Here is a 15,304-nt window from a genome sequence, read left to right as displayed (position 1 = left end):
TATGCGGATCTCGAAGGGCGGACTCCTCGTCATCATGGCGTTTCTGACGCCACTGATCGTCGAGTTGCGAACGGTGCTCTCGTGGTTCGGTATCAGGCTGTCCGTCGTAGAGACGGGCGCACTGGGACTGGCACTCATCGGTGCGGTCCTCATCTGGGCGCTGTGGCCGTCAAACGGTGGCACCGAGGCCAAGCTAGCCTAACAACCGCGAACGAATTCTGAATCGATTTTTTATTGGCAAACAACAGTCGGTGAAACTACTTGAGCGTAGCCGGCGTGTGATGTATTGTCAGACGTGTTGGAAAGCGTCCCGATGGCACAAGCGATCAACCACATCGCGTACTCGCTGCGCGGGGCGATAAGAAGTCGATTCTCGAACGCCGCCACGATCAGCTCGTCGACCTCGAGCAGCGAGACGTGGGCGTCGGGTGCAGCGACGACGTTCCCCGCCTGTTTCGACGGCGATCTCGGCGGCGCGCTCGAGCCGTGTTGTGAACGCCGCGTCGTCGGCAACGTAGTGGTCACTGGGGAGACAGACCAAGACCGGCTCCGTGTCGAACTGCTTGCGGAGCCGCTAGGCCGAATAGACCAGCGCCGGCCCGGTGTCTTTTCCGGCCGGTTCGACCAGCACGCCCGCTTTTGGTGCGTGCTCGGAGACTGTGTCGGCAAACGACTCGCGGGTCAGGACGTACTGTTCGTCGGCAAACGCCGTTCGGTCCATTGTCCATGCGAGCAACGAGCGCTCGCCGACGAGCGACCGCAACTGTGTGGACCGATCACGTCGGCTCGCAGGATACAATCGACTCCCGATCCCGCCGCCAGCACGCAGGCGACGACGGGACGATCCATCTCACCAGGTCTCGATTCGGCCGTTGCGGACGTCTTCTGCACACCCCTCACAGTCAGGGTGGCCCGCCTCATAACAGGCCGGTCGGTACTCGTCGTCGAGCTTCGCCGCCCGTTGTTGGGCGTAGCGCCGACAGACGATTTTCGCCCGTCCCGCCTCATCGGTCGGCAACTGACGCGCGTGTTTCGCCATCTCGTATGCCTCGCGGGCCTCCTCGAGTTGCTCGTCGGTCGATCTGCGAAGCTCCTCGAACTGCTCACCTGCGCCCTGCAGCGTCGAGCGCACGAATCGCTCGAGCCGACGCCGATCCGCCATATGCGTCCGTTCGACTGCCGGACACATATACTGTCGGACGGCTCGACGCAGCGGGCCTCGATCGTGGACCACCGATAACAACGATTTTGGCGTGGTCTCACATCTCACACAGACATGGCACTCCACGACGCACTTCGGGGAATCACCTGTCCAATGGTGACACCGTTCGACGACGGATCGATCGATGACGCGGCACTCATCGATGTGCTCGAACACCTACAGGATGGTGGCATCGACGCCGTCTTTCCCTGCGGGACGACCGGCGAGTATCCGAGTTTGACGGCCGACGAGCACCGCCGCGTCGTCGAAACGATCGTCGACCACGCCGCGGTTCCGGTTATCGCGGGTGCCGGCGCAACGAGCGTCGGTGAGACGGTCGCGGCGATCGACCGCGCCGCCGACGCGGGTGCCGACGCCGCCGCGATCGTTGCACCCTATTTTACCACCGCGAACGCGCCCGAGGGGAACCGGCGGTTCTTCGAGGCCGTCCTCGAGGAGTCCTCACTCCCCGTCCTCCTCTATAATATTCCGCAGTGTACCGGCCAGCGCATCGACCCCGAGACCGTCGCCGCCGTCGCAGAACACGATGAGATCATCGGGATCAAAGACTCGAGCGGCGATCTCGAATATTTCCTCTCGGTGCTCGAAAGGACACCCGAGGAATTCCTGTGTCTGCAGGGGTACGACGCCCTGTTAGTCCCGGCACTCCGGATGGGTGCCGATGGCGGGATCAACGCCCTGTCGAACGTCATCCCCGAGGTACTGCGGGAGGCATTCGAACGCGCCGACGACGAGCACGGCCGGGAACTCCAGTGTGACGCGATCGCACCGCTGTTCGACGCGTGTACGACCCACGATTTCGCCCCGGCGACGAAGACGGCACTGGCCGAACGCGGCGTCATTCCCGCCGACGAGGTCCGCCCGCCGCTGGTCGCCGTCGACGACGCTGGCACGGAGACGATCGGCGATGCGCTCGAGGCCGCACTCGCGGTCACAGAGCAGTAGGACGATCGGTGTCTCGACGGGTGACGATCACTGTCTCGAGACGCTGGCGGTTTCTTTCGCTACGGTTCACTTTCACTCCGCTCCCCTCAGTTTAAATACGATGGGGCGCGAACAGCGGTATGCCTCCCAGTGAAACCAAAGAGGAGGCGAGACACTATGAGCGACGTACGACAGCACGCGGACGACATACACGCGCAGTTTTCGGACCACATCGACGTCGACATCGAGGACGTCGAGGAGCGCCTGACGACGCTCGTCGACGAGTACAAAGTGCCGATGGACGAGGCACGCCGGAGTGTGACGAATCACTACCTCGAGGAAGCCGGCTTAGAGCGTGAGGACATCTCGGGTGGCGACAGCGAGGCGGCCACCATCGAGGACGTCGACGAGCCCGAGGAATGGATCGACCTCACCGCGAAGGTCATCGAACTCTGGGATCCACGGAGCGACTCGGTCGCACAGGTCGGCCTGCTGGGCGATCCGACGGGCACGATCAAGTTCACCAAGTGGGCGAAATCAGAGCTTCCGGCGCTCGAGGAAGGCGGCGTCTACGAACTTCGCAACGTCGTCACCGACGAGTACCAGGGCCGGTACTCGGTCAAACTCAACTCGACGACGGTGATCGAGGAACTCGACGAGGACATAGAGGTCGGCAACGACACCAGCGAGGTCGAAGGCGCACTGGTCGACATGCAACGCGGCAGCGGCCTCATCAAGCGCTGCCCGGAAGAGGACTGCACCCGCGTCCTCCAGAACGGGCGCTGTAACGAACACGGCGAGGTCGAAGGCGAGTTCGACCTTCGGATCAAGGCCGTCGTCGACGACGGCATCGACGCCCACGAAGTCATCTTCGACAAGGACGCCACCGAGGAGTTGACCGGGCTCAGTCTCGAGGAAGCAAAAGAGATGGCGATGGACGCGCTGGACACGACCATCGTCGCCGACGAGATCCGCGAGGACATCGTGGGCACCTACTACCGCATCGAGGGGCCGACGTTCGGCCGGTACGTCCTGGCCGACGACGTCGAGGAACTCGGCGGGCCAGCGGATCCAGAGGAACTGCTGATCAAAGCGAGGTCGATGTAACATGAGCCAGTCTGAACTCACCCGCGAAGTCGCCCGCCGCGTCTTCGCATCGGAATTCAACGATTCGACGTACGCCTTCAAAGAGAGCGACGACGAGCGCGCACCGAACTACGCGTTGCTCCCAACGGGCGATCGCGCGAACCGCGTGTTCGTTTCCGGGACCTTGACCGAAACCGAAGACGTCGGCGAGGAAAGCGAGTACTGGCGCGGCCGGGTCGTCGACCCGACGGGGACGTTCTTCGTCTACGCCGGGCAGTACCAGCCCGAGGCCGCCTCGGTTCTGCGAGAGACGGAGCCGCCGGCGTACGTCTCCATCGTCGGCAAACCCCGAACCTACGAGACCGACGACGGCACCATCAACGTCTCCCTGCGACCAGAATCGATCTCGGTCGTCGACGACGAGACGCGCGACCGCTGGGTCGTCGAAACGGCCGAGCGCACGCTCGATCGCATCGAAGCCTTCGAGGAGTGGGAAAGCGAACAGGAGGCACCCGAAAGCGCCTCCACCGCACCGACCAACGAGTACGCTCAGATGGCCCACGAGCAGTACGACTCGCCGGTCATCAACTACCGCAACGACGTAATTCAAGCACTCGAGAGCTTAGAGACCGTCGGAAACGACGACGCGGAAGCGACGGTCTAACGCGGCTACCACCGGACTCGAGTCGCCCCGTTTTCCGCCGTCTGACAAATGGTTAAGTGTCGTGAACGACGACTAGGGACATCGATGGGGAACAAGAACAAGACCATCTCGTTTCGGGTCAACGAGGACGCGTTCGAGGCGTTACAGGAAATCGCCGCCGAGCGTGACATCTCGCTGTCTGCTGTTTTCCGGGATTACGTCGACCAACTCGTCGAACACGACGGCCAGGTCGAAGTCGTCCCCGAAGCCGACCTCGAGAACTGCGCGAGCGATGACGACGAGGTCTCGTTCCCGCCGACCGTCGAAGTGCCAAAGCGGTTCATCCGCGAACACGAGCGACTGGAACTCGAGGCCGAACACCTTCGGGAACAACTCGACGAGTACAAAGGCTACGTCACCGAACTCCAGGACCGACTCGAGGACGAGGGCAAGGACGACGACGAGGAAATCCTCCTCGACGAGTTAGACGACGAGAACGACACGTATCAGCTTCGGTAACCGCACCGCGCCAGAGACGGTCTTTTGCTACTGACAGCAGCGTCGACTCGAAAGCGATCGTTGCGTTGATTTCGATGGTCTCGTTCGGTCGCTCAGATTACTTTGTAGACTGTCAGCTATCGCTCGGGAAGACCGGATCGCGTCACGATGGCGCAAGCCTTATGTACATATGAGTACGTCGATGTACAATAATGAACTCCGATACGGAGCTCGCTCCCGCGGTGCAGTCGATTCTCGAGGCGGCTCGAGAGCGGTCGGGTGGTGAGGGCGTCGTTTCTGTCGACGCACGCTCGCTGCCCGACGCGCTGGCCGACGCCGAGGCCGCGGGGCGAGTCCCAGTGATCGCGGAGGTAAAACCGACGAGTCCGACAGCCGACGGGACGCGAGACGACGACCCAGTCGAGTTGGCGCAGGCGATGGTCGATGGCGGCGCGACGGCGCTGTCGGTGCTCACTGAGCCGACACACTTCGGCGGCTCACCCGAGGCACTGGAACGGATTCGGGAGGCCGTCGATGTCCCCGTCTTGCGCAAGGACTTCGTTCTCGACGAAGCCGGGATGGACGTCGTCGAGGCCGACCTTCTGTTGCTAATCGCGCGATTCGTCGACGACCTCGAGCGTCTCGTCGCCGCTGCCCGCGAGCGTGGGTTTCAGCCGCTGGTCGAAGTTCACGACCGCGATGAACTCGAGACTGCCCTCGCAGCCGGGGCCGAAATCATCGGCGTGAACAACCGCGATCTAGGACGACTCGAGGTGGACCTCGAAACCTTCGAGTCAGTGGCACCCGAGGTACCGGATGACGTGACGCTGATCGCCGAGAGCGGGATTTCGTCGCCGGAAGACGTACGACGGATGCGCGAGGCGGGCGCAGACGCGTTACTCGTCGGCAGTGCGATCATGGACCACGGTACGGACGACAGCGACGTAACCGAAAACACGCGGCGACTGGTCGAGGCGGAATCGGACGCGGCGACCGAGACGGAGACGACATGAGCAACAACGACGGAGACAGTTAGATATGAGCACGGAACGCGAACGCGACGGAGAGAGCAGTCGAACGGGAACGTTCGGCGAGTACGGCGGCCAGTACGTCCCCGAGGCGCTGATGCCGGCCGTTCAGGAACTCGAGGATGCCTACGAACGCTACGTCCTCGAAAACGAGGATGGCTTCATGGACGAGTTCCGCGAGCGGATGCGGGAGTTCGGCGGCCGGCCGACGCCGCTCCAGCGCGCGGATCGGCTGAGCGAACGCTACGACCGCGAGATCTACCTCAAGCGCGAGGACCTCGTCCACGGCGGGGCCCACAAGCTCAACAACGCGCTCGGACAGGTCCTGCTCGCAAAGTACATGGGCAAAGAACGGATCATCGCCGAAACCGGTGCGGGCCAGCACGGCACCGCGACGGCGATGGCCGCGGCCCACCTCGACATGCCCTGTGAGATCTACATGGGTCGGACCGACGTCAACCGCCAGCGACCCAACGTCTACCGGATGCGGATGAACGGGGCCGAGGTAAACCCGGTCGAGGCTGGCAGCGGCACATTAAAAGAGGCGATCAACGAGACGATGCGCGACTGGGCGACCACCGTCGAGCGAACCCACTACGTGATCGGCTCAGTCGTCGGCCCGCATCCGTTCCCGAAGATGGTCCGGGACTTCCAGTCGGTCATCGGAAAAGAAGCCCGCAAGCAGATCCAGGAGCAGGCCGGACGGCTGCCCGACAGCGTCGTCGCCTGCGCTGGCGGCGGCTCGAACACGATGGGAACCTTCCACGCGTTCGTTCCCGACGACGACGTAGATCTGTACGCCGTCGAGGCTGGCGGCTCGAGCCTCGAGATCGACGAAGCCGAAGGCCTCGCGCCAAACTCCGCGACGCTGTCGACGGGTACCGTCGGCGTTCTCCACGGCGCGATGACGAAGCTCCTCCAGAGTACAGAGGGCCAGATCATGGAGTCCCACAGCGTCAGCGCGGGACTCGATTACGCCGGCGTCGGCCCGGAACTTGCCCATCTCGTCGAGACCGGTCGTGTCACGCCCGCGAGCGTCGACGACGAAGAGGCGCTCAACGGCTTCCACCGACTCTCCCGACTCGAGGGGATCATTCCGGCGCTCGAGTCGAGTCACGCACTCGGCTATCTCGAGCGCGCGGCGGGAACCGCCGCGGACGAAGCGAGCGGGCGGAGCCCGCGAGACGAGGCACACGAAGAACTCGGCGATCTCGTCGTCGTCAACGTCTCCGGCCGTGGTGACAAGGACTTGGAGACGGTGCTCGAGGAAACTGAGAAGCGTGATCTCGCGGCCGCGCCCGAAGTGGAGGTGTTCGACCAGTGAGCGACGAGAATCGACGCCCGAAGGAAGGCAATTCTCGAGAAACGCGAGCGGAGAGCGGCGGTGGGCGGCGAGCCGCGAGCGACGACGCACAGTACGACAGCGACATCGAGGCAGCCATCCGCGAGAACTACCCCGCCCTGATCACCTACATTACCGCGGGTGACCCATCGCTCGAGGCCACGAAGGAATACGTCGAGGCCTTAGATCGCGGCGGCGCGGACCTGATCGAACTCGGCCTGCCGTTTTCGGAGCCGATCGCAGAGGGACCGACGATTCAGGCCGCGATCAACCGCGCGCTCGATGCTGGCACAACCCCCCAGGCCTTTTTCGAGCTGGTCGACGATCTCGAGACCGAGGCTCCACTGCTGGTGATGACCTACTACAACATGATCCTGCAGTATGGCGATGAGCCCGACGTTCGGCCCTTTGTCGAACGCGCGGCCGAAGCCGGGCTCTCGGGGATCATCGTCCCCGACCTGCCCGCCGAGGAGTCCGAACCACTCCGTGCGGCCTGTGACAAGCACGGGCTCGATCTCGTCTTCATCGTCGCGCCGACGACCGAGGGCGAGCGCCTCGAGCGGATCATGTCCCAGGTGTCGGGCTTTGCCTACGTGCAGGCCCGGCTCGGAACGACGGGTGCACGCGCGAACGTGTCGGGGGCGACCCACGACAGCCTCGCGCGACTCTCGGCGTACAACGTGCCCAAGGCAGTCGGGTTCGGGGTCAGCAAGGGCGACCACGCCGCCGAGATCATCGAGGCTGGCGCGGACGGCGTCATCGTCGGCAGTGCCCTGATCGATCTGATCGCCTCGAGCGACGAGCCAAGCGACGCAGCCGACGCGCTCGAGGCCAAAGCTGCGGAACTCAAACGCGGCGCACGCCGCGGCGCTGAGACCGACGAAGTGGCACCGGAACCAGAACAGCCATAACTGCAAGCTTGCTACACTCCCGCAATGACTGTCGGAACTGACGCACGACTCGATCGAATCGGGACAGACGGATCGTACGTAATCGTCCCAATGGACCACGGCATCACAATCGGTGCCGTTCAGGGACTGAAGGATATCGAATCGACAATCGATGGTGTCACCAGCGGTGGTGCCGACGCGGTTCTCACACAGAAAGGGATCGCGCCGCGCGTCCACGACAACAAGAACGGCAAGGGCTACATCGTCCATCTCAATGGCTCGACGACGATCGGCCCCGACGAGAACGACAAGCGCATGACCGGCACTGTCGAGGAAGCCGTCCGGGTCGGTGCTGACGCCGTTTCCTTCCACATCAACGTCGGCTCGGACCACGAGCCCGACCAGCTCACCCAGCTCTCGGAGGTCACCGAACAGGCCCAGCGGTTCGGAATGCCAGTGCTCGCGATGGCCTACGCTCGTGGTCCGGGCGTCGACCCCGAAGACCCCGAAGCGCTCGGCCACGCAGTCCGCCTCGCCGAAGAACTGGGTGCCGACATCGTCAAAACGGGCTACAGCGGCGACGCCGACAGCTTCCAGCACGTCGTCGAATCGACCCGGCTGCCGGTGGTCATCGCCGGCGGTTCGAAGGGAACCGACCGCGAGACCATCGAGATGGTCCGCGGCGTGATGGACGCCGGCGGTGCCGGTGTCTCGATGGGACGTTCGATCTTCCAGCACGAAGACCCCGAAGCGATCGCCCGCGCGGTCGCCGGCGTCGTCCACGACGATCTCTCGACTGAGGATGCGCTGGCCGAAGCGGGACTCGCACTCGAGGCCTGATACGGTCTGCTGTCACGATGTCCCGGTGGGCCCGCAGGACGGGTCGCGGGTGCACCGGACATGACTGACAGGAGTCCGTATGAACGACTGATTTTCCCCGTCAGGCTCTCTATCGGTCCGTTTTGGACCACCATTCAGTAAGGCGGATAGTGCGCCGTCCACGGCCGCGCCCGCTCGAGGGCCCCAGCAACCGCGAGCACGTCCGCCTCCGCGTACCGGCGACCGACGATCTGCAGGCCGATCGGCAGACCATCGTCTGTAAGGCCTGCAGGGACCGACGCGACTGGATGGCCGGTCAGATTGAATATCCAGGTGAGCATCGCATCGGTCGGAATTCCGTCGACGGCCTGTCCGTCGATCTCCGTCGGGTACCGATCGGCCAGCCGTTTGCCGTACGGCGGAACGGTAAGCGTCGGCGTCACGAGCGCGTCGTGGCCGGCCAGCGCGTCCTCGATCGCATCGTAGGCCTGCGTTCGAGGGCCGTTTGCGAGCCGTTCGTCGACCGCGCTCGTGTCGTCTGCCAGCGCGATCGTCGACAGAAGTGTTTCCTCGACGTCAGCGGTCTCGAGATCGATCCCGAATCGCTCCTCGACTCGGGCCGCGAGCGCAGCGAAATAGCCGCCGACCTGCGTGTAATACGCCGATCGCAGCGGTTCGTAGTCCGGCAGCGAGACGTCGACATCGGTGACGGCCACGCCCGCTGCCGCGAGGTCGTCGACGGCGTCGCCGACGATCGCGCGGACGGTCGGGTCGACGGGCTGGAAGTCCAGATTCGGACTATAGCAAACGGAGAGGTCCTCGGCCGACCGATCCGTCGCCGGGAGCACGTCGTCACCGTCCGGCACGCTGAACGGATCGCGGTCGTCCTGTCCCGAGAGGATATCGAACGCAAGCGCGACGTCTTCGGTCGACCGCCCGATCGGGCCGCCGACCATGAACGGGGTGTGCGTACCAAAAGAATCAAGCCGGGAGTCGGACGGCACGCGTCCGAAGGTGGGTTTGAGGCCGACGACGTGACAGCACGAGGCCGGCACCCGAAGGGAGCCGCCGATGTCCGAGCCGGTAGCGAACGTCGCGAGGCCGGCCGCAACCGCCGCCGCGGAGCCACCGGAGGAGCCGCCGGCCGACCGCTCGAGGTCGAACGGCGTCGCCGTCGCGCCAACGAGACGGTTGTCGGTCTTGATCGTGTGGGCAAGCGCCGGCGTGTTGGTGGTGCCGACGATCACCGCCCCGGCCGCCTCGAGTCGCTCGACAGTGATCGAGTCCGTGCTGGCGACGTGATCGGACAGTGGAGCTAGCCCCATCGTGTTCCGGACCCCTGTCTTCCGATCCCGGAGATCCTTGATCGCGACCGGGACCCCATGCAGTGGGCCGAGATCCTCGTCGGCTGCCGCCGCGCGGTCGGCCTCGCGGGCACGCTCTCGGGCAGAATCCGCGATGACCGTCACGTAGGCGTTCAGGTCGCGAGTCGTCGTCTCGATCCGCTCGAGGACGGTCTCGACGAGTTCTAGCGAGGACCGCTCTCCGCGTCGGATCGCGTCCGCGAGCTCTCGTGCCGACAACATGGTGTCAGTTGCCATAAACTATCGAACTGGTTCGAGACGATAAAAGTCGGGGTGCTCGGTCGCTCGAGATCCGACTGATGGAGGCTCGCTCGAGACACGCTGTGGCCCAAATCGCCGGATCGGTCAGTGACAGTGCGTATCCAGATGGATATCGCGATCGTCATAGTGCGGCGAGAGTTCGACGGTGGCGTGATCGACGCCGTGGCCGGCGAGTTCGTCGTGGATACGGCGCGTGACCGACTCCGCTGCGATCATCGTCTCGACGTCCGTTTCGACGTGGACCGTCGCGACCGTGATCTGACTGCAGATCTGCCAGGCGTGGAAGTCGTCGACCGCCTCGACGCCGTCGATCTCGCGGATATGCGACCGGATCTCCTCGCTCTCGAGAGGCGTCTTGAGGAAGAAGATCTCGCCGCTGCCGCGCAACACGGTGGCTGCCGACCAGGCCACGACGACCGCGATCAGCGCCGCGGTGATCGGGTCGATGACACGGATCCCGGTCAGCTCGATCGCCACCACGGAGACGATAACGGCGACTGAGCCGCCGGCGTCGCCAAGCAGGTGGTAGAACGCACCCTTCTCGTTGAGGCTCATCGCGTCGCCGTGGAGGACGTATACGGACCCGATATTGACCAGCAAGCCACCGAAGGCGATAGCAATCGTCGGCCCAGTTCCGATGGCGACAGGTTCGAGAAATCGCTGGGAGGACTCCCAGAGGATAACGGCGACCATCGGGAGGAGGAGAAGACCGTTGAGGAAGGCGGCGAACGGCTCGAGGCGGTGGAGGCCGTACGACCAGCGCTCGTCCTCGCCGTAGTGTTCGGCGACGTAGGAGGCAGCGAAGGCCATCACGTACGCGAGTGCATCGAACAGCATGTGGACGGCGTCGCTGATGAGCGCGACCGATCCGAACGCCAGTCCGCCGGCGAGTTCGACGAGAAAGCCGACGACGTTGATCAGCGAGACGGCGGCGAGTTTGCGGCTGCTGGTCGACTCGCCACCGTGGCCGTGTCCACCGTGATCGTGAGTGTGACCGTCGTGTGAGTCGTGGGTGTGCGCCGACTCGGTGTGACTCATCGTAGTTCGAACTCGGATCGTTCTATTTATTAATTCAGCTGCTATTAAGCGGCGTTTAGGCTAGTAATCTTAACAAGATTATCTGGCTAAGTTACTAACCTGTCGACGGCTGGGCTGTCGACCGCCCGGAGTGGTCGACCCATCGGAAGAATTTCGGAACCAGTCTCCCTTCTCGAGTCCGTGACCGACGGCGAGGAATACACGCTTGCAGACGAAATCGTCGCCCGCGCGCGGATTCACGCCCGTGAGGTCGTCGACGAACACGAGCTGGCGGTTGACCTGTCGGCCCTCGAGTGGGAAGTATCAGCGCGAGCGCGCCGCCGAGCTGGTGCGTGTCAGTGGCATGCCGATCGCGAGGTGGCGACGATCGTCCTCGCACGACGGGCCTACGAACGATACGACTGGTCCACGTTCGCAGGGATTGTCCGCCACGAACTCGTTCACGCCTGGGAGTTCCAGCAGTTCGGCGAGTCCGGTCACGGCGACCGGTTTCGTAAACGGGCTGGGGCGCTCGCGGCCCCGCGTTACTGCGATGCGTTCGCCGAGCCGCGATACGTTCTCCGCTGTCTCGCGGGTAGCTGTGACTGGTGTGCGAAGCGCCACCGGGCATCGAAGCCGGTGAAATCGCCCGACCAGTACCGCTGTGGTGGCTGCGGCGGAGCTTACGAGGTCGAACACACCAAAAGCGGCCGGACGTGGACGACTGCAAGCGGCTACGGCGGCGCGAAGGCGGCACTCGGCGACGACTGGTAGCACGATACACGAGCCAGCCCGTTTCGATCGTCGACAGCACCTCGAGTTCTCACCGAAGACTGATCATAATCGAAGACGTATCGAGTTGACCACGGAACACTTATTCGCCTTACGACACCTGTTTCTGGTATGGGAATACTCGAGCAGATGCTGGGCAAGACGCGACCTGGGGAACAGGGTATCGAAGGGCAATCGTACACGCTCCCGAAGGAGACACACGACTTCGTCTATCCCGTCGCAGTCCGGCGCGACGAACTCGAGGCGTTCGCCGAACTGGTTGCAGCCGAAGCGGACGCGCCGCCGCTTGCAGACACCAGCGACGACCTCCAGTCAGTCTTCGACGGGATGGTCGGTGAGGGAGAGGTCGACGCCGAGGAACTGGCCGAGCAGCTGTCCAGCCCCCGGCAGGCAGTCGAGCCCATAATCGACACCTGGCAGGACGCAGTCGACCAGGACATCGGCGTCGTCTACGCCCGCGTGGGTGCCTACGAGAATCTGCTGGCGTTCGTCAAGTTCTGCAAGCAACGTGACGAAGACGGCGAGGATCCGTTCGAACTCCCCGAGACCTTCTCAGAGGCGGCGGCGCTGCTCAAGCGGCTCGAGGCTGGAACCGATACCCAGTACCGTGCACTGGTCCACACTGATATCTTGCCTGACCAATAACGGAACCCCGCAAACGGCTCTGTCTCCGGTGGCTTAGACGATCGTCTCGAGCGTCTCGAGCGACGCGAGTTCGTAGGTCGGCGCGTGATCGCCGGGGCCGTCGTCGCGGCCGAGATCAAGCCAGGCCGAATCGAGTCCCATCGCGTTCGCGCCGGCGACGTCGGCGTGGAGTGAGTCACCGACGTGGATCGCCGCGTCGGGGGCAACCTCGAGTTCGGCTAGCGCGTGTTCGAACGGTGCCGTGCTGGGTTTGGGATGGATGCCGGCGCTTGGCTCCGTAAACACCCGCACGTCGAAGGCGTCCTCGATACCCAGCGTCTGGAGCTTCTGGGTCTGTGTCGGCCGACCACCGTTCGTGATGAGGCCGACCTGTCCTCGATCGCGGGCATGCTCGAGTGCGGTTTGTGCGCCGGGGCGGAACTCGACGGCGGTTGGATCCCGAACCTCGAGATACTCCGCGGCGAGTGTCGATGCGATCTCTGTCTCGACACCAGATCGGGCTGCGACTTCGGCGAAGAGGTGTTCGTAGAACTCGCGATCCGTCTCGGCGGTCGGCAGGTCGGGGACTGCAGCCCGAAGCGCTGCCGGCGTACAGAACTGCTCGTGGCCGGCCCGCTCGAACGTTGACTCGAGCACGTCGGCGGCGTCCTGGGTCGGCTTACAGAGCGTACTGTCGAGATCGAAACAGATCGCGTCGTAGGCGGCCATCTATGCTGGTGTAAGAGCGCGGGCGTTCTCAACGTTTCGCCGACGATATGACTGATTCGTCGCTGCTATCGTCAGCGCCATCGAGAACACCTCGAAAGCCCCGACAACAGTCCGTCCGGCTGGCTGAAACGCGCCGGTTGGTCGGATGGGGTTCGACTCGAGCCGAGACGGCAATTCCACAGCCAGTGATTCGGCGGCCGTCTGTGACGCTCGACCGACGCCTGCTCTGCGGGTATCCGCTGCCGAAGGCTGTCGAACACTCGCCTTCCCTGCCCGATTCGCCACGTTCAAGCCGGTTCCCTTCGAGAGTCGATTTATGACGCGAACTGTCTGGGTAAAAGCCGACGACACCGTCGGCGACTGGGACGACCGCCGGGCACGGATCACCGCCGCGCTCGAGGCGGGTGCAGACTGGGTACTGGTCGACGAAGACGATGTCGAGCGCGTCCGCGAACTCGGCGACATCAACGTCGCGGCGTTCCGGACCGACGGCGACGTAACGCTGGTCGACGACATCGACGACGCCGAGAGCGATGACGAGCCGTCCACACAGGCCGACGCCATCGTCGTCGGCAAGGACGGCGAGGGTGACGCGACGATCGACCTGCCGGAGGACTTTTCGGGCTCGGCGGACCTCTCGACGCTGCGTCGCGACGGCGACCTCGATCGCGGCGCGTACGTCCGAATTCTCAGCAAGGAGTACGAGCACTTCGCCGAGACCGCCGCCGAGGAAGCCGACTACACGATCGTCGTCGGCGAGGACTGGACGATCATCCCACTCGAGAACCTGATCGCCCGTATCGGCGAGGAGACCGACCTCGTCGCAGGCGTCACCAGCGCCGAGGAAGCGAAAACGGCCTTCGAGACACTCGAAATCGGCTCCGACGCCGTCTTGCTCGACTCGGACGATCCCGACGAGATCCGCAAGACGGTCGAGGTCCGCGACGAGGCCGCCCGCGAGAGCCTCGATCTGGAATACGCCGAAGTCCTCGACGTCGAGCGCGCGGGCAGCGCCGACCGGGTCTGTGTCGATACCGGCAGTCTGCTCGAGCACGACGAGGGAATGCTCGTCGGCTCGATGAGTCGCGGGCTGGTCTTCGTTCACGCGGAAACGGCCGAATCGCCGTACGTCGCCTCGCGTCCCTTCCGGGTCAACGCAGGTGCAGTCCACGCTTACGTCCGCACGCCCGGCGGCGGGACGAAGTACCTCGCAGGACTGCAAAGCGGCGATGAGGTACAGGTCGTCGACACCGACGGCAACACCCGCGAGGCCATCGTCGGCCGGGTCAAGATCGAACAGCGGCCGATGTTCCGGGTCGCCCTCGAGACCGAAAACGGCGACCGGGTCGAGACGCTACTCCAGAACGCCGAGACGATCAAAGTTGCTGCCAAAGAGGGCCGCAAGGCAGTGACGGAACTGGAAGCCGGCGACGAGATCCTGCTGTACTACGAGGATACGGCACGGCACTTCGGCGAAGCCGTCGACGAGAGTATTATCGAGAAGTAACGGTTCGGCTCTCCCTCATACGATCTGCTGTCAGTCAGTTCCGGTGGGACCGCGACCCGTCCAGCGGTTGCACCGGGACATCGGTACAGCAGACCGTCTCAGTTGTCTGTCTCCGATTCAGGCGCGTCGGACTCGAGTCGCGTCGTACACCAGTGACAGAACTCGAGGTCCGGATCGACGTCGTTCCCACATTCGGGACAGGTCGTCCCGTCTGCGTTTTCGTCGCCGCCGGACGGATAGCCGAGTGCCCGAAAGGCCGCGTCGATCGTGGCAAACAGGGCGATAAACGAGAGGGAAAACTGTGCCATTGGATCGACGTCCTCGGCCATGGCGGTTGCCTGTGCGATGGCCTCGTCGTAACTCGCCGGCTCGGCGGCCGCGAGTTGCTCGATCGGGAGCAAGAAGGCACTCGCAGCGAGGAACAGGCCAGCGAAAGCGGCGGCGCGAAGCCAGTCACGAGAGAGGACGTGACCCGCACCGGGCAGGATCACCGACAGACCGGCAGCGAGGATCGCGCGGAGCCATGTCATTGTCGGCTAGTGGGGGACCGCTGTCCTT

19 protein-coding genes are annotated in these 15,304 nt (G+C 64.1%); 12 read left to right on the top strand and 7 right to left on the bottom strand.

The window, feature by feature from the left end:
• Position 1: 1 nt before the first annotated feature.
• Positions 2-202 (top strand): hypothetical protein, encoded by a 201-nt coding sequence (locus C476_RS01205; protein WP_008009031.1) that lies wholly within the window; start codon positions 2-4, stop codon positions 200-202.
• A 29-nt stretch (positions 203-231) separates the two neighbouring features.
• On the opposite strand, the gene C476_RS19275 is transcribed toward C476_RS01205, so the two are convergent.
• The 3 genes from C476_RS19275 to C476_RS01195 form a co-directional block, all read right to left on the bottom strand.
• Positions 232-525, bottom strand: coding sequence for a hypothetical protein (locus C476_RS19275; RefSeq protein ID WP_008009027.1), 294 nt, complete (start codon positions 523-525; stop codon positions 232-234).
• Positions 526-574: 49 nt separating this feature from the next.
• On the bottom strand, positions 575-763 hold the full coding sequence (locus tag C476_RS19270) for a glycosyltransferase family protein (protein ID WP_008009025.1): 189 nt from the start codon (positions 761-763) through the stop codon (positions 575-577).
• Between the two features lie 87 nt (positions 764-850).
• Positions 851-1,162 carry a DUF7091 family protein gene (locus C476_RS01195; protein WP_008009022.1) on the bottom strand — a complete coding sequence of 104 codons (312 nt, stop codon included), beginning with the start codon at positions 1,160-1,162 and terminating at the stop codon, positions 851-853.
• Between the two features lie 114 nt (positions 1,163-1,276).
• On the opposite strand from C476_RS01195, the gene dapA reads away from it, so the two are divergent.
• The 8 genes from dapA to C476_RS01155 all read left to right on the top strand — a co-directional run bounded on the left by dapA (position 1,277) and on the right by C476_RS01155 (position 8,473).
• Positions 1,277-2,167, top strand: coding sequence for a 4-hydroxy-tetrahydrodipicolinate synthase (dapA, locus tag C476_RS01190; protein ID WP_008009021.1), 891 nt, complete (start codon positions 1,277-1,279; stop codon positions 2,165-2,167).
• A gap of 156 nt (positions 2,168-2,323) precedes the next feature.
• Positions 2,324-3,253, top strand: a complete 930-nt coding sequence (locus tag C476_RS01185) for a hypothetical protein (protein WP_008009019.1) — start codon at positions 2,324-2,326, stop codon at positions 3,251-3,253.
• 1 nt (position 3,254) lies between these two features.
• Positions 3,255-3,896 carry an RPA family protein gene (locus tag C476_RS01180; protein WP_008009017.1) on the top strand — a complete coding sequence of 214 codons (642 nt, stop codon included), beginning with the start codon at positions 3,255-3,257 and terminating at the stop codon, positions 3,894-3,896.
• 84 nt (positions 3,897-3,980) lie between these two features.
• Positions 3,981-4,394, top strand: a complete 414-nt coding sequence (locus C476_RS01175; protein ID WP_008009016.1) for a ribbon-helix-helix protein, CopG family — start codon at positions 3,981-3,983, stop codon at positions 4,392-4,394.
• 191 nt (positions 4,395-4,585) lie between these two features.
• Positions 4,586-5,386: an indole-3-glycerol phosphate synthase gene (gene trpC, locus C476_RS01170; RefSeq protein ID WP_008009014.1), complete on the top strand. Its 801-nt coding sequence runs from the start codon at positions 4,586-4,588 to the stop codon at positions 5,384-5,386.
• A gap of 25 nt (positions 5,387-5,411) precedes the next feature.
• Positions 5,412-6,725 (top strand): tryptophan synthase subunit beta, encoded by a 1,314-nt coding sequence (trpB, locus tag C476_RS01165; RefSeq protein WP_008009012.1) that lies wholly within the window; start codon positions 5,412-5,414, stop codon positions 6,723-6,725.
• Positions 6,722-7,654, top strand: coding sequence for a tryptophan synthase subunit alpha (gene trpA, locus C476_RS01160; protein ID WP_008009010.1), 933 nt, complete (start codon positions 6,722-6,724; stop codon positions 7,652-7,654). The genes trpB and trpA overlap by 4 nt, the downstream gene beginning before the upstream one ends.
• Before the next feature lie 24 nt (positions 7,655-7,678).
• Positions 7,679-8,473 (top strand): 2-amino-3,7-dideoxy-D-threo-hept-6-ulosonate synthase, encoded by a 795-nt coding sequence (locus C476_RS01155; RefSeq protein WP_008009008.1) that lies wholly within the window; start codon positions 7,679-7,681, stop codon positions 8,471-8,473.
• A 134-nt stretch (positions 8,474-8,607) separates the two neighbouring features.
• On the opposite strand, the gene C476_RS01150 is transcribed toward C476_RS01155, so the two are convergent.
• Both C476_RS01150 and C476_RS01145 read right to left on the bottom strand, forming a co-directional pair.
• Entirely contained in the window at positions 8,608-10,053 is a 1,446-nt protein-coding gene (locus C476_RS01150) for an amidase (protein ID WP_008009006.1), read from the bottom strand.
• Positions 10,054-10,161: 108 nt separating this feature from the next.
• Complete coding sequence (locus C476_RS01145) at positions 10,162-11,115, bottom strand: cation diffusion facilitator family transporter (RefSeq protein ID WP_008009005.1); 954 nt, start codon at positions 11,113-11,115, stop codon at positions 10,162-10,164.
• Positions 11,116-11,295: 180 nt separating this feature from the next.
• On the opposite strand from C476_RS01145, the gene C476_RS01140 reads away from it, so the two are divergent.
• Both C476_RS01140 and C476_RS01135 read left to right on the top strand, forming a co-directional pair.
• Positions 11,296-11,868 carry a SprT family zinc-dependent metalloprotease gene (locus tag C476_RS01140; protein ID WP_008009003.1) on the top strand — a complete coding sequence of 191 codons (573 nt, stop codon included), beginning with the start codon at positions 11,296-11,298 and terminating at the stop codon, positions 11,866-11,868.
• A gap of 129 nt (positions 11,869-11,997) precedes the next feature.
• Positions 11,998-12,531 carry a hypothetical protein gene (locus tag C476_RS01135; protein WP_008009000.1) on the top strand — a complete coding sequence of 178 codons (534 nt, stop codon included), beginning with the start codon at positions 11,998-12,000 and terminating at the stop codon, positions 12,529-12,531.
• Between the two features lie 33 nt (positions 12,532-12,564).
• On the opposite strand, the gene C476_RS01130 is transcribed toward C476_RS01135, so the two are convergent.
• The gene (locus C476_RS01130; protein WP_008008998.1) at positions 12,565-13,239 is read right to left on the bottom strand and encodes an HAD family hydrolase; all 675 of its coding nucleotides are present in this window, start codon (positions 13,237-13,239) and stop codon (positions 12,565-12,567) included.
• 316 nt (positions 13,240-13,555) lie between these two features.
• Here C476_RS01130 and C476_RS01125 point away from each other — a divergent pair, with 316 nt between their 5' ends.
• Positions 13,556-14,746, top strand: a complete 1,191-nt coding sequence (locus C476_RS01125; protein WP_008008996.1) for a 3-dehydroquinate synthase II — start codon at positions 13,556-13,558, stop codon at positions 14,744-14,746.
• A gap of 98 nt (positions 14,747-14,844) precedes the next feature.
• Here C476_RS01125 and C476_RS01120 read toward each other — a convergent pair whose 3' ends face one another.
• Entirely contained in the window at positions 14,845-15,276 is a 432-nt protein-coding gene (locus C476_RS01120; protein WP_008008995.1) for a zinc ribbon domain-containing protein, read from the bottom strand.
• Positions 15,277-15,304 lie beyond the last annotated feature (28 nt).

It is taken from the genome of Natrinema limicola JCM 13563, from assembly GCF_000337475.1.
In the GTDB taxonomy this organism is placed as follows: domain Archaea; phylum Halobacteriota; class Halobacteria; order Halobacteriales; family Natrialbaceae; genus Natrinema; species Natrinema limicola.
The sequence above is the reverse complement of the archived record's forward strand: the minus strand, read 5'-3'. Positions and strand labels throughout refer to the sequence as shown.

What these genes read in the sequence shown, in the direction of transcription:
- C476_RS01205 (WP_008009031.1), top strand. Translation starts at nt 2, where the DNA reads ATGCGGATCTCGAAGGGCGGACTCCTCGTCATCATGGCGTTTCTGACG.
- C476_RS01195 (WP_008009022.1), bottom strand. Translation starts at nt 1,162, where the DNA reads ATGGCGGATCGGCGTCGGCTCGAGCGATTCGTGCGCTCGACGCTGCAG.
- dapA (WP_008009021.1), top strand. Translation starts at nt 1,277, where the DNA reads ATGGCACTCCACGACGCACTTCGGGGAATCACCTGTCCAATGGTGACA.
- C476_RS01185 (WP_008009019.1), top strand. Translation starts at nt 2,324, where the DNA reads ATGAGCGACGTACGACAGCACGCGGACGACATACACGCGCAGTTTTCG.
- C476_RS01180 (WP_008009017.1), top strand. Translation starts at nt 3,255, where the DNA reads ATGAGCCAGTCTGAACTCACCCGCGAAGTCGCCCGCCGCGTCTTCGCA.
- C476_RS01175 (WP_008009016.1), top strand. Translation starts at nt 3,981, where the DNA reads ATGGGGAACAAGAACAAGACCATCTCGTTTCGGGTCAACGAGGACGCG.
- trpC (WP_008009014.1), top strand. Translation starts at nt 4,586, where the DNA reads ATGAACTCCGATACGGAGCTCGCTCCCGCGGTGCAGTCGATTCTCGAG.
- trpB (WP_008009012.1), top strand. Translation starts at nt 5,412, where the DNA reads ATGAGCACGGAACGCGAACGCGACGGAGAGAGCAGTCGAACGGGAACG.
- C476_RS01155 (WP_008009008.1), top strand. Translation starts at nt 7,679, where the DNA reads ATGACTGTCGGAACTGACGCACGACTCGATCGAATCGGGACAGACGGA.
- C476_RS01150 (WP_008009006.1), bottom strand. Translation starts at nt 10,053, where the DNA reads ATGGCAACTGACACCATGTTGTCGGCACGAGAGCTCGCGGACGCGATC.
- C476_RS01145 (WP_008009005.1), bottom strand. Translation starts at nt 11,115, where the DNA reads ATGAGTCACACCGAGTCGGCGCACACCCACGACTCACACGACGGTCAC.
- C476_RS01135 (WP_008009000.1), top strand. Translation starts at nt 11,998, where the DNA reads ATGGGAATACTCGAGCAGATGCTGGGCAAGACGCGACCTGGGGAACAG.
- C476_RS01130 (WP_008008998.1), bottom strand. Translation starts at nt 13,239, where the DNA reads ATGGCCGCCTACGACGCGATCTGTTTCGATCTCGACAGTACGCTCTGT.
- C476_RS01125 (WP_008008996.1), top strand. Translation starts at nt 13,556, where the DNA reads ATGACGCGAACTGTCTGGGTAAAAGCCGACGACACCGTCGGCGACTGG.
- C476_RS01120 (WP_008008995.1), bottom strand. Translation starts at nt 15,276, where the DNA reads ATGACATGGCTCCGCGCGATCCTCGCTGCCGGTCTGTCGGTGATCCTG.